This is a genomic window from Olsenella sp. HMSC062G07 (assembly GCF_001811895.1).
GTDB classification, from domain to species: domain Bacteria; phylum Actinomycetota; class Coriobacteriia; order Coriobacteriales; family Atopobiaceae; genus Olsenella_F; species Olsenella_F massiliensis.
Map to the genome: position 1 here is coordinate 1,091,755 of NZ_KV806951.1, position 12,242 is coordinate 1,103,996.

Annotated in this window: 10 protein-coding genes and 1 tRNA gene; 4 read left to right on the forward strand and 7 right to left on the reverse strand. The window is 65.9% G+C overall.

The window, feature by feature from the left end:
* Window positions 1-196 precede the first annotated feature (196 nt).
* Both HMPREF2826_RS08115 and HMPREF2826_RS08120 read left to right on the forward strand, forming a co-directional pair.
* Entirely contained in the window at window positions 197-1,351 is a 1,155-nt protein-coding gene (locus HMPREF2826_RS08115) for a hypothetical protein (RefSeq protein ID WP_070640829.1), read from the forward strand.
* 252 nt (window positions 1,352-1,603) lie between these two features.
* The gene (locus HMPREF2826_RS08120) at window positions 1,604-2,563 is read left to right on the forward strand and encodes a diacylglycerol/lipid kinase family protein (protein WP_070640831.1); all 960 of its coding nucleotides are present in this window, start codon (window positions 1,604-1,606) and stop codon (window positions 2,561-2,563) included.
* A 161-nt stretch (window positions 2,564-2,724) separates the two neighbouring features.
* Here the strand turns inward: HMPREF2826_RS08120 and ptsP are convergent, their stop codons facing one another.
* From ptsP to HMPREF2826_RS08150, 6 genes are all read right to left on the reverse strand, one after another.
* On the reverse strand, window positions 2,725-4,428 hold the full coding sequence (gene ptsP / locus HMPREF2826_RS08125) for a phosphoenolpyruvate--protein phosphotransferase (protein WP_070640833.1): 1,704 nt from the start codon (window positions 4,426-4,428) through the stop codon (window positions 2,725-2,727).
* A 91-nt stretch (window positions 4,429-4,519) separates the two neighbouring features.
* Window positions 4,520-5,449: a 1-phosphofructokinase gene (gene pfkB, locus HMPREF2826_RS08130; protein WP_070640836.1), complete on the reverse strand. Its 930-nt coding sequence runs from the start codon at window positions 5,447-5,449 to the stop codon at window positions 4,520-4,522.
* Between the two features lie 218 nt (window positions 5,450-5,667).
* Window positions 5,668-5,744: transfer RNA gene (locus tag HMPREF2826_RS08135), tRNA-Arg, on the reverse strand.
* Window positions 5,745-5,857: 113 nt separating this feature from the next.
* Window positions 5,858-6,835 (reverse strand): type I phosphomannose isomerase catalytic subunit, encoded by a 978-nt coding sequence (locus tag HMPREF2826_RS08140; protein WP_070640838.1) that lies wholly within the window; start codon window positions 6,833-6,835, stop codon window positions 5,858-5,860.
* Between the two features lie 45 nt (window positions 6,836-6,880).
* Window positions 6,881-7,552: an NUDIX hydrolase gene (locus HMPREF2826_RS08145; protein ID WP_070640839.1), complete on the reverse strand. Its 672-nt coding sequence runs from the start codon at window positions 7,550-7,552 to the stop codon at window positions 6,881-6,883.
* Window positions 7,553-7,604: 52 nt separating this feature from the next.
* Entirely contained in the window at window positions 7,605-8,573 is a 969-nt protein-coding gene (locus HMPREF2826_RS08150) for a Gfo/Idh/MocA family protein (protein ID WP_070640842.1), read from the reverse strand.
* A gap of 718 nt (window positions 8,574-9,291) precedes the next feature.
* Between HMPREF2826_RS08150 and HMPREF2826_RS08155 the strand changes: the two genes are divergently transcribed.
* Both HMPREF2826_RS08155 and HMPREF2826_RS08160 read left to right on the forward strand, forming a co-directional pair.
* A complete protein-coding gene (locus HMPREF2826_RS08155) occupies window positions 9,292-10,008 on the forward strand; it encodes a hypothetical protein (protein WP_070640843.1) in 717 nt (238 codons plus the stop codon).
* A 218-nt stretch (window positions 10,009-10,226) separates the two neighbouring features.
* A complete protein-coding gene (locus HMPREF2826_RS08160; protein ID WP_148138363.1) occupies window positions 10,227-11,903 on the forward strand; it encodes a DEAD/DEAH box helicase in 1,677 nt (558 codons plus the stop codon).
* A gap of 114 nt (window positions 11,904-12,017) precedes the next feature.
* Here the strand turns inward: HMPREF2826_RS08160 and HMPREF2826_RS09460 are convergent.
* Window positions 12,018-12,242 (reverse strand): L-serine ammonia-lyase, iron-sulfur-dependent, subunit alpha (locus HMPREF2826_RS09460; RefSeq protein WP_210388988.1); only part of this gene is annotated, 225 nt, incomplete at its 5' end.

Here is a 12,242-nt window from a genome sequence, read left to right on the forward strand (position 1 = left end):
GCCGCTCACCGGCCATGAAAACACAGCTCACCGCCATATCTGACGGTGAACTGTTTGTGTGTATAATATGGCTGGCAACACTATCTGAAAGGTAGCAAATGGTGTTGTGCAAGTGTTATATACTTTTTGGTATGTTTTTTGCATTAGCAGGAGTATTAACAAGTCTGTTGAATGTAGGCCAGTTAAGGAGCGTGCCATGCAGCGTCAAAGGTTCTCGAATCGTGCACAGATGATCATCACCGGCGTGGCCGCCACGGGAATCGCCTTCGCCATCTCTGGGCCGGTCATGGCCCTCGCGGAGACGACCGACCCCGCCGTGGCGCCCGAGCCCGCAGCCGTCGTCCAGCCTGCCCCCGCCGAGCAGGTCGCTCCCGAAGAGGCGCCTGACGCCACTCCCGTCGCGGCGGAGGACGCCACCGCAGACGAGAGCGCGCAGCCTGCCAGCCCCGCGCCCGCAGCGCCCGCAGCGCCCGTCGCACGCATCGCCGCAGACCCGACAGACAGCTCCGTCGTCCTTACCGGCGACATGAAGATAAATGACGACACCTCTCATGTCTCCTTCCCCGAGTCAAACGCCGGCGATACCGTGTCCGTCCAGGCTGACCTCCTGGTTCAGCCCATCAAGGACCAGATTCAGGGCATCGCCGACGACTATGCCGCCCAGCTTCAGAACCATGGCGTAACGTACGGCGACATCAAGCTCACGGACGAGAAGGGGAAGCCCGGCGTCACGAGCAGCTTCACCGCCGAGTTCACCCTGCCCGAAGGCATGAAGTTTGGCACGGGCGAGACCGTCCTCATGGGCAGCAAGATGTACAAGATCGTGAAGGTCGTCACCTCCGGCAACGTGCGCACCGTCACGATGGAGCTTGACAACCCCGGCCAGTACGCCACGTTCCAGGACCTCTATGACACACTGATCAACAAGGAGTCCTCAAACCTCAGCCTCACCTTTGACGCCGTGACGGTGGACCCCGGCCTGCACACCATCACGGGCACCATCACGGGCAAGTTCTTCAGCACCGCCACGGTCACCCTCTACGGTCGCTCTGTATCCCATGAGTTCAAGTTTGACTGGACCGCTAAGCAGGATTCGAACACCTGGGACAAGGCCAACGGCTCCTACGACCCCGACACCATCACAGTCACCGTCAAGACGAACGCTCCCAAGCACGAGGAGAAGACTGAGGAGAAGACCGAGGACACGAAGGAAGTCGCAAAGCCCAAGCACATGGCCAAGGAGATTCCGCAGACCTCTGACGCCTCGACCGGCCCGGCGGCCCTGCTCGCCCTTGCCTCCGCTGGCATCCTGTCGCTGTTCGGCGCCACCAAGCTGCGCAAGCAGGACTAGCGTCTCTGGCACGTCATATTAGCTGTTCTGACGAGAGGGGCGCCGTGGCAGCCGCTGCGGCGCCTCTCGTTTTGCAAAAACACTGAGGCGGGCACGCGGCGGCGCGCTCAAGGTTATGCAATGTAGCCCCTTTTGTTATGCAACGTCACCCCTTTTCGAGCGCTCCGCCCTCCCGCGCTCCTTGCCCCTCTTAGATGACCCACTCCCCTACAATGGGCACATGACATCCCCCATCGTTTGACGGGAGCACCCATGGCTCACCTCAGGCTCGGCCGGACCCTCGTGCTTGCCAACCCAACCGCCCGCAGCGGCAAGGGAGCGGCCGCCGCCGCCTTTGTCCAGCGCTTCTTTGAGTCCTACGCCTCCATCACCACCTCGTTTGACCTCGTTTTGACTGAGCGCCGAGGGCACGCCACGCAGCTCGCGACAAAGACTCAGGACGTTGACACCCTTGTCGTCCTAGGGGGCGACGGCATCATCCACGAGGCCGTGGGCGGCGTCATGACCCTTCCGCGTCATAGCCGTCCCACCCTCGCCGTCATTCCCATGGGCTCGGGTAACGACTTTGCGCGCACCCTGCACACCGCCGTAAACGACGCCGAGACGGCTCTCGCGCAGATCATCTCGGGAAAACGTCGCCATATTGACCTCGGGTTGGTCACAAGCGACGCGGGCGAGGCCGCCTACGTGGCGCAGACGTTGTCGTTTGGGCTCGATGCCGCCATCGCACTTGACACCACCAGACGGCGCGAGGCCAACACGCGACAGAGGGGGTCGGCCCTCTTTGCCACCTCTGGCCTCAAGATATTCTCGTCGGGGTCGCAAGGGTACCCTGCGCGCCTCTCCATCGACGGGGGCACACCCCAGGAGCTGCAGACCCTGGTGATGGCCATCCAGAACGGCCCCAGCTACGGAGGCGGCTTTCGCGTCTGCCCTGACGCCGTTCCCACGGACGGCCTGCTTGACATCTGTTACAACGTGCTCGTCCCCAGCACGCCACGCTTGCTGGCCCTCTTTGCCCTCGCGCGCGTGGGCAAACATGCATCCTCTTCCGCCGTGCGCCTTGGTCGCCTGACACGTGCCCACGTGGAGTTCGTGGGAGAGGAGCCCCCCTGTCAGGTGGACGGCGAGCCGCTTTTGGGCCGCAGTTTTGACGTAAGGGTGCTGCCTGACGCCCTTGACGTCATCGCCCCCGCCATCTGCCCCTGGTAGCGCCCTTCCCTGCCCGACGCGCAAAAGTGCGGGGCACCCGGACGTTCCGGATGCCCCGTCGCATGACGTTTCACGGCGTTCGTGCGCTTGCGCGACGGCCTGACGACCTGGGCCCGGCAACTTGGCCTGGCGGTCTGGACCCGGCGCGCGGTCGCCGGCCTCTACTTGGCAGCCGCCTGGAGTGCCGCCTTGACCTCGGCGGCCGTCTTGAGCGTCATGACCTTTGCGGTGAGGGCGTCCGCCTCCTCCTTGGTCCACTCGCTGATCGTGCGACGCGTCGCCAGGATGGACGGCGCGCTCACCGAGAACTCGCCCAGGCCAAACGACAGCAGCACGGGAATGAGCAGCGGGTCAGCAGCAGCCTCGCCGCACATGCCCACCAGGATGCCCTTCTTGTTGCCCTCCTCGATGATACGCTTGAGCGAGCGCAGCACGGCAGGCTGGTAGACCTCGTAGAGATAGGCCACGCGGTCGTTGCCGCGGTCGGCGCACATGGTGTAGCCGATGAGGTCGTTGGTGCCGATGGAGAAGAAGTCGCACTCCGCGGCCAGGTCGTCGGCGATGAGCGAGGCGGCGGGCGTCTCGATCATGGTGCCGACCTCGATGTCCTTGTTATACGAGACTCCACGCTGGTCAAGGTCAAGCTTGCACTCCTCGATGAGCGCCTTGGCCTTGCGGACCTCCTCAAGGGAGGTCACCAGGGGCAGCATGATCTTGATGTCGCCAAAGGCGGAGGCGCGCAGCAGGGCCGTGAGCTGGACCTTGTACTGGTCGGGGTTGTTCAGGCAGTAGCGCACCGCACGGAACCCCATGAAGGGGTTCTCCTCCTTCCGGAGATTGAGGTACGGGATCTCCTTGTCGCCGCCCACGTCGAGCGTGCGAATGATGATGGGCTGACCCTTGAGGCGCAGGGCGACCTTCTGATAGGCGGCGAACTGCTCGTCCTCGCTCGGAAGCTCCTTGGCGTCCATGAAGAGGAACTCTGAGCGGAAGAGCCCCACGCCCTCGGCATCGTGCTCGGCGGCGACGTTGGCGTCGTCGGGGTTTCCTATGTTGGCCACGAGGAGCTTCTCGTCGCCGTCGGCCGTGACGGTCCTCTTGCCGCGATACGCCTCAAGGGCCGCCTTGTCCTCCGCGTAGGCGCGCGCCTTGCCCCGATAGAGCTCAAGCTCCTCCTTGGTGGGCGTGACGATGACGGAGCCGGCGGCGCCGTCCACGATGACCATGTCGCCGGTCTTGATGTTCTTGGTTACGTTGGCGACCGAGAGGACGGCGGGAATCTCCAGCGCGCGGGCGATGATGGCGGAGTGGGACGTGCGACCGCCCGTCTCGGTGACGATGCCCGCCACATTCTCCTTGTCGATGTCGGCGGTCATCGAGGGGGTGAGCTCGGACACGACGACGATCGAGTTCTCGGGCAGCGTCGAGAGGTCCACCACCTGCTTGCCCAGGAGGTCGGCGAGCAGGCCGGTCTTGACGTCGGCGACGTCGGCGGCGCGCTCGCGGAAGAGCTCGTCCTCCATCTGGGAGAACATCGTGTAGTACTGGTCATAGGCCTCGCTCACGGCCTGCTCGGCGCACATGCCGGCGTCGATGGAGCCGCTGACCATCTCCTTGATGCCCTCGTCCTGGGCAAACTCGATGTGGGCGCCCATGATGAGTGCGGCCTCCTCGCCGATGGAGACGACCATGCGCTCAATCTGCGCGTTGGTCTGCTCGACGAACTTGGCCAGAGCCGCCTCGTAGCGCTCCTTCTCCTTCTGGGCGTCCTTTGGGCTGGTCGGGGTGAACGAAAGATCTGGCGCTACGGCCACCTGCGCGACGCCGATGCCGAAGCCGTCGGATGCGTTGACTCCTTTGTACATGGGACCCTCCTGTCGAAGATTGCATGGAACGCCGTACGTGTCGTGCTATGAGCGCGATCTTGCGGGACCGCGATGATGCCCGTGCGGAGCCCTACCTCCCCTGTCCTTCGATGACCTTGGTGAGGGCGGCGTAGACCTTGTCGATGGTGGGGCGCTTGGCGATGCTCTTGCTCGCGGCGGTCGCCGTGCCGCAAGCAGAGGCAAAGCGCAGCGCCTCCTCGTACGTCGCGCCCTCCTGCGTCTTCGCCACGAACCCCGCGACCATGGAGTCGCCGGCACCCGTGGCGTTGACCAGGCGAATCTTTGCGGTGGGAACGATGTGGACCTCGCCGTTCTCGTCAAGGAGGAGAGACCCATGGCCGCCGCAGGAGACGATCACGTTCTGCGCTCCGCGCTTCTGCAGCTCCTGGGCGTACGGCACGCACTCCTCAGGGGTCTCGGGGCGGGCGTCAAAGATGCGACCGACCTCGTGGTTGTTGGGCTTGATGAGGAAGGGGCGAGACGGGAGCGACTCGAGCAGGAGGTTGCCGGGCGCGTCAACGACGAAGCGCACGCCGCGACCCTCAAGGCGCTTCATGATGACGTCGTACATGTCCTCGGGCAGGGACTTGGGAATGGAGCCCGTGAGCACGAGCGTGTCGCCCGTGCCGATGTAGTCGATGCGCTCGAGCAGCTCGTCCACCTTCCTCTCGGAGATGCGGGGGCCCATGCCGTTGACCATGGTCATGACGATTCCGTTGAGCTTGACGTTGATGCGCGTGAATCCGTGGTCCAGGCGGACGAAGTTTGAGGCCACGCCGTTCTTCTGCATCGTCTTGACCAGATAGTCGCCCGTGAAGCCGGCCACGATGCCAAAGGCGATGTTGGCGACCTTGATCTCGTTGAGGAGCGTGGAGACGTTGATGCCGTTGCCGCCGACGTAGAGCTCCTCGGTGGACGAACGGTTGGTAAAGCCCATGTCAAGCGTGAGGGGATGCATCACATAGTCGATGGCAGGATTTAGCGTGACGGTGTAAATCAACGTGAGCTCCTTCCGAGGACAGCATACATGCAATTATGCTCCACCCAAGGGTAGCGTATCATCCACAAGAGCGGAAACGTTGGCCAGGTCTCGCGTAGCGGCAGCATCGGGGCGACCGGCGTTTCGATCCAGGGCTGCCAACGTTTCGATCCAGGGCGACCGGCGTTCAGGCGCCACAAAAACCCGCCCGTCCCTAGGGGCGGGCGGGCGCTCACGTGTGGTGCTCCCTAGGCGATTCGAACGCCTGACCTACGGTTTAGAAGACCGACGCTCTATCCAGCTGAGCTAAGGGAGCGAGCGTCGTCATCATAGCACGAAGCAACCGAACTCTGACGCACGGGACGGCCGTCCCCCGCGCATGACCTTGGCGTCATCCCTCACGGTCGCCCCTCGACACGTGGGGCGCCGTCATGCCACGGACGACACGATCAGCTGCATGTGACCCTCAAGCTGCAGGGACCCATGGCCTGCGGGGACGACGAAGTGATCGCCCTTCTCGACCTCGTGACCGGAGGCAACCCCCTCGCCCTCGATGACGCTCGCGCAGTAAAAGCGCTGCGGCGCCAGCATGGCGGTCGCGCCGTCCACGCGCACGCGCCACACCTTGTAGCGCGGGCAGGACTCCAGCAGCGTGACGCCGCCCAGCTCGGGCCTCGTGATGGTGCCGGAGGTGATGGGCGGCAGGGCGTAGTCGATGACGTCGAGCGCCTGGGACAGGTGAAGCTCCCGCCTGGTACCGTCGTCCTGGACGCGGTCGTAGTCATAGACGCGATAGGTGACGTCGGAGGACTGCTGGGTCTCGAGGATGAGCGTTCCCCCCTTGATGGCATGGAGGGTCCCCGGGGCAATCTGGAAGAAGTCGCCCGCATGCACGGGAAGCTCGTTGACCAGCTCCCCCCAGCGACCCTCGTCCATGAGCCGCGCGCACTCCTCGCGCGAGACGGCGCGCTGCCCCACGACGATCGTGGTGCCAGGCTCGGCGTGCAGCACGTACCAGCACTCCATCTTGCCCAGGGAGCCTCCCTCGTGCCTTGCCGCGTAGACGTCATCGGGGTGGACCTGGATGGAGAGGTCCTCGTTGGCGTCGATGATCTTCACGAGCAGGGGAAACTGGCCCTCCGGCGTCCCCCCAAAGAGCTCGGGGTGCTCGTCCCACAGCTTTGAGAGGAGACGGCCCGCAAAGGCGCCGATCTTCACCTGGCAGTCGCCGTGAGGGTGGGCCGAGATGGCCCAGCACTCCCCGATGGGGCCTGCGGGCAAGTCGTAGCCAAAGTCAGTCTCAAGTCGGCGTCCGCCCCAGATCTTCTCATGGAAGACGGGCTCCATGAAGATGAGGTCTCGCAAGGGGTCCCTCTCCTGGTTGTCGCCAAACAGCTCGCTGTTCATGGTCTGCCTCCAAACGTCGTGGTCGCCGGGATCCGGACGACAGGGTCACATGCGCTGCGAACGTGGCCCAAACGCCCCACGCCTGCCGTCCCGGTACACGCTATCGTAAATGGCGATGATGGTCTTTGCGTCGGTGATGAGACCCCTCCCGACGGCGGCAAGGGCGACGTCGAGCGGGACCCAGCACACGTCCACGAACTCCCCCTCGTCAGGATGGGCCACCGGAGCGCCGTCCGACTCGCCTGCGGTCGTGGGCGCGTGCGGCCCCACCGCCCTGAACACGCGGGTCGTCTCGTCGCTGAAGCCGGGGGAGCCCACCGAGGTCGCCACGAGCTCCAACGAGCGCGCCGTAAGGCCCGTCTCCTCAAAGAGCTCCCGCGCCGCGCAGGCGCGCGGGTCCTCGTTCGGGTCAAGCTTGCCGGCCGGGATCTCCAAAGTCATGGCGGCAAGGGCCACGCGCCACTGGCGCACGAGGCAGATGCGGCCGTCACGCACCACGCAGACGCCCGCGCCCCCATGGTGTCGCGCGACCTCGCGAACGGACGGGCTGCCGTCCGGCAGGGACACGTCAAGGAGCTCCGCCGAGAAGATCGACCCCTCCCAGGCGGTCCGACGTCGCGCGACCTCCTCCCTGAGTCGCTCGTCAGGAGCAAGAAGCCCGCGCAGGCGCGCCAGGCCCGCCTCGACGTCGCCTCTGTTTTTTGTCAGGTCGCCCATGAGCTCACCTCCATGATTCCCGTCATGCCAGAAATGCCCGCGTCGCACGGCCTCACGTCAAATCGATGCTCAGCCTGATGTCATCCAGCAGCGCCGCCGTGCAGATGGAGTCTTCCAGCGTCATGAGGGGGGACTCCGTCATACCCTCGCGCATCAGGGACGTGAAGTGGCGTATCTCCCCGTGGAAGTCATCCACCTCATAGGGCGTCTCGATGCGCCGAGGCTGTTTGCCCCAGAGTGCCAGGGAGGCCGCCTGCGGGCGATGGAGGTCCTCCACGACCAACGTGCCGAGGCTGCCCACCACCGTAAGCGCACGAGGCGTTGCGCGATCAAACGCGCACTCCAGCCGCAGGTCGGTGCTTCCCCACTCCAGGCGCGCGTCCACGTAGACGTCGATGGCGTCCACGCGGCGGCAGTCGACGTGCCTAAGGCGGGGCTTCTCGCCCAGGATTTCCTCGATCCACGAGGCGCAGTAGACGCCGCAGTCCAACAGCACGCCCGACCCCGGGCCGGGCGTCAGATGATAGCTGCCCGTGCCGCGCAGGCTGGCGAGGACGTCGTTGCAGAGCGACGCGCTCACATACGAGATGTCGCCTAACTCGTCAAGGGCGTCGAGCAAGGCCTCATGAAGGGGCACGAAGCGGGGCTTCATGGCCTCCATGAACAGGACGCCCCGCCCACGCGCCAGGCTGGCCACGCGGGACATGTCCGCGGCCGTGAGCATGGCGGGCTTCTCGCACAGGACCGCCTTGCCCGCCTCGATGGCCCTGAGGGCCCAGGGCAGGTGCAGCGCATGGGGAAGCGACAGGTAGATGGCATCAATGTCGGGGTCGGCGAGCAGCGCTTCATGGCTGCCGTAGGCACGGGCGCCCGGCGCGCAGGGCTCCTCGGCAAGAAACCCCTGCGCCCGCTCGCGCGTGCGTCGGCTCGCGGCGACGAGCTCGGCTCCCTCGACCTTCGAGAGGCTTCGGGCAAAACGGCGCGCGATGGTGCCGGCGCCGAGGATGCCAAAGCGAATCATGGGACAGGTCCTTTCGTGGCCGGCTGCGACGGCGCGGCGCCATCGGTCCCCGAGGGGCATGCGGGAGGAGACGCTCACCTGCATCCTACGACAACGCGCAGGCAAGGTCACGTGCGCCGCGGCAGAGGGGCCCTACCCGGGCGACGCCCCCAGCCGCTCGGCCCTGCACGTCCTGCTTACGGCTCTCCGTAGCCAAAGCACGACATCGGAGCCAAAGCACGACATCGTAGCCAAAGCACGACATTTGTTTCAAAAAGTCGGCGGAAAAGGCTCTATTTTGAAACGTTCGTCGTGTTTTGGCTAAGGGGGCGCACGTTTCGGCACGGCATCGCAGACAACGACGCACGGCGCCGCCACAACTCGCGCGGGGCACCGTCATAACTCGACGCAAGGCGCCGTCATAACTCGACGCAAGGTGCCGTCACACCTTGACACTTCTGTGAAGATGGGTCCTCATGGCGCGCCCTGACAGACTGACTTCCCCGTCATGGGTAGAATGAACATTGTTCATGTCGTGGGACGCGGAGCTAGGAAAAGCCCCCACGACCAGGACCCCGCGCCCTCCCGGACAAGACGCCTGTGGCCTTCTTGTGCGCCGTACGCTGCAGTGCGTGCAAGCTCTTGCATGTGCCCAGCTCAGATCGGCCGTTATGGAGCAATCCGCGACCCGAGGCCCTGTTGTTTTGCATCTGTCTCGCTCGTTTGCAAAGGAGTGCCCATGATCACGAACCAGCACGACGCCGCCAACGTCCCCGACAGGTACACGCCCTCTGTTGCCGACGTCGCCGAGGCCGTCTTTGACATCCTCTACCTGACGTTTGACCTCGTGGCCGGCATCGTGTTTTTTGCGGGCGCGGCAGGGCGTCCCGTCTTTGTGCTCTTTGGCCTGCTCACCTTCCTTCTGGGGGCGGGAGACGCCTTTCATCTGGTGCCTCGCATCATGCGGGCCCTGCGTGGCAGCGACGAGCGCACGAAGGCGCGCCTGGGCCTGGGCCTGCAGGTGTCGTCCATCACGATGACGGCCTTCTACGTGCTGCTGTACTACATCTGGCGCGCGCTCTTTCCCCAGATGTCGCTTCCCCTTGCCGCGCCCGTCATCATCTGGGTGACGGCGCTGGCGCGCATCGCCGTATGCCTGAGCCCAAGCAACAACTGGCAGCATGCCGAGGGCAACGTTCGCCTGTCCGCGCTGCGAAACGGGATCTTTGCGCTGACGGGCCTGGTTCTCATCGCCCTCTTTGCCCTCAGCGGCAACGCGGGCGGCCTGGGCCTGTGGCGCATGTCCCTTGCCATCGCGATCAGCTTTGCCTGCTACGTGCCCGTGACGATTTGGAGCCGCAGCCATCCGCAGGTGGGTATGCTCATGATTCCCAAGACCTGCGCCTACGTCTGGATGATCGCCATGGGGCTGCAGCTCATGGTGCGCATGGCCTGAAGACGGCTCAGGACAAGGACCGCCATCGCATGATGAGAAATGTGGAGCGTCAGCCTAAGACGACACCCTGAGGGCAATATCAGGTATCGTTAGGACTTCGCACCCTCAGCTTCCGTGCCCGAACGCCACGTGCGGCACTGAGACGCGCGGGCGCGGACCCTGCGACATGCCCAGCGTCTGCGCCGCCCGCCATCCAAGCCTTTGAGATTGGGATTTGCATGAACAACCAGCCTACCGCCACAGCCGACCGTGGCCACGGGGCACCTTCCCTCAGCTTTGCCTCACTCGGCCTCTCGGACGAGATGCTCGCCACCGTGGACGACCTTGGCTACGAGCGTCCCTCGCCCGTGCAGGCGGCGTCGATTCCCCTGGTGCTCGCCGGACGCGACGTCATGGCGGCAGCCCAGACCGGCACGGGAAAGACGGCGGCCTTCCTACTGCCCACGCTCGACCGGCTCCCCCCCGCCTCGACCGGTCCCGCCCCCAGCGTGCTGGTGATCACGCCCACGCGCGAGCTTGCCCAGCAGATTGACGAGACCGCGCGCGTCATCTGCGCTCGCAGCTCCCACACCACGGCCGTCCTCGTGGGCGGCGTGAGCTATGGCCCGCAGCGCCGCGCCCTGCATGAGGGATGCGACCTGTTGGTGGCGACACCGGGGCGCCTCATAGACCTCATCGACCAGGGCGACGCTGACCTCTCGCATGTTCAGGTCCTCGTGCTTGACGAGGCTGACCGCATGCTCGACATGGGCTTTCTGCCCTCGGTCCGGCGCATCGTGGGACGCTGCCCCGCGCAGCGGCAGACCCTGCTCTTCTCCGCGACGCTCTCGGACGACGTGCTGAGGACCACGAGCTCGCTCGTGCGCAACCCCGTGCGCGTGGAGATCGCCCCAAAGGGAACGGCGGCCGAAAACGTGCAGCAATACGCCCTGGCCGTCGCCCCCAAGGCCAAGAACGACCTTCTTGCCCAGCTGCTCAGGCAGGAAGGCAGCGCCCGCGTGATCGTCTTCTGCCGCGGCAAGCATCGTGCTGACGGCATCTGCCGCCGTCTGCGCAAGCGAGGCTTCTCGTGCGCGCCCATCCATGGCAATCGTAACCAGAACCAGCGCGAGCGCGCGCTGGCGGCCTTCCGCGCCGGCGAGATTGACGTCCTTGTGGCGACGGACGTGCTGGCGCGCGGCATCGACATCCCCGAGGTCTCCTACGTCGTGAACTTTGACGTGCCGGGCGACGCCGAGGACTACATCCATCGCATCGGCCGCACCGGTCGCGCCGGCATGGCGGGATGGGCGCTGACGCTGGTGACCGAGGACGACTATCTTGACCTCCGCGACGCCGAGCAGCTCATGGAACGCGTGGTGCCTGACTTCCCCCGCGCCGCCGCGCTCGACGCGGGTGACGCCGCGCTCAGGACCTTCCTGGACCCGCGACGCGACCCCGCGGAGAGGCTTCCCGGCAAGAAGGCGCGCAAGAAGATGGCCGAGAGGCGCCTGGCAAAGCGCGAGGACGCGGCCTCAGGCGACGGCGGGGAGGCGGGCGGGGCGCGTGCGACGGCCCCCCGCGTCGGGCGAGCCTTCGCCGACCGCCAGGCCCAGGGCACACTCGGCAAGAAGAGGGGTGAGCGTCACCCGCACGGCACCGCGAAGGCAGGCTCGAACAAGCCCGCAAAGGGGGCAAGGGGAGGATCCGCCGCACGGGCGAAGGACAAGACCGCCTCAGGGCGCGACGCGACGCCGCCGCGCAAGGGCGCGGACGGGACGAGAAAGGCCCGGCGCAGGTCGGACGTGTCGTCACATCGCCATGTCAGGGCAGGGTACGGACCCGGCAACAAGCCGTCAGGGCTTCCCCGCCCCACCGGCAGGCGCCGCCCCGGCGACCGCGGCAAGGCCCGCTAGGCACCCGGACGCCGGCCATCCGGCCGGCAACGTCAATCGCCCCGCCGAGGCGCCGGACGGCCGGCGCCCTCAGCTCGGACGTGGACGCGTCGTCAGCCCGCCACGGGGCCGCGCCTACCTCCCGCAGCGGGCGCGACAGCTGGGACAGGCGGCCATGCCGCCAAGCGCCGTTTCGCGCAGCTCGAAGGGAAGGCTCTGCCCCACCCTGCGCATGGCCTCGACCGTCTCATCAAGCGGCGCCGTCGCCCTGACGCCCGCCAGGGCCATCTGAGCCGCCACGAGCGCGTTCGTGGCGCCGGCGGCGTTGCGCTTTTGGCAGGGGTCCTCCACCAGCCCCCC

What these genes read in the sequence shown, in the direction of transcription:
- HMPREF2826_RS08115 (WP_070640829.1), top strand. Translation starts at nt 197, where the DNA reads ATGCAGCGTCAAAGGTTCTCGAATCGTGCACAGATGATCATCACCGGC.
- HMPREF2826_RS08120 (WP_070640831.1), top strand. Translation starts at nt 1,604, where the DNA reads ATGGCTCACCTCAGGCTCGGCCGGACCCTCGTGCTTGCCAACCCAACC.
- ptsP (WP_070640833.1), bottom strand. Translation starts at nt 4,428, where the DNA reads ATGTACAAAGGAGTCAACGCATCCGACGGCTTCGGCATCGGCGTCGCG.
- HMPREF2826_RS08140 (WP_070640838.1), bottom strand. Translation starts at nt 6,835, where the DNA reads ATGAACAGCGAGCTGTTTGGCGACAACCAGGAGAGGGACCCCTTGCGA.
- HMPREF2826_RS08145 (WP_070640839.1), bottom strand. Translation starts at nt 7,552, where the DNA reads ATGGGCGACCTGACAAAAAACAGAGGCGACGTCGAGGCGGGCCTGGCG.
- HMPREF2826_RS08150 (WP_070640842.1), bottom strand. Translation starts at nt 8,573, where the DNA reads ATGATTCGCTTTGGCATCCTCGGCGCCGGCACCATCGCGCGCCGTTTT.
- HMPREF2826_RS08155 (WP_070640843.1), top strand. Translation starts at nt 9,292, where the DNA reads ATGATCACGAACCAGCACGACGCCGCCAACGTCCCCGACAGGTACACG.
- HMPREF2826_RS08160 (WP_148138363.1), top strand. Translation starts at nt 10,227, where the DNA reads ATGAACAACCAGCCTACCGCCACAGCCGACCGTGGCCACGGGGCACCT.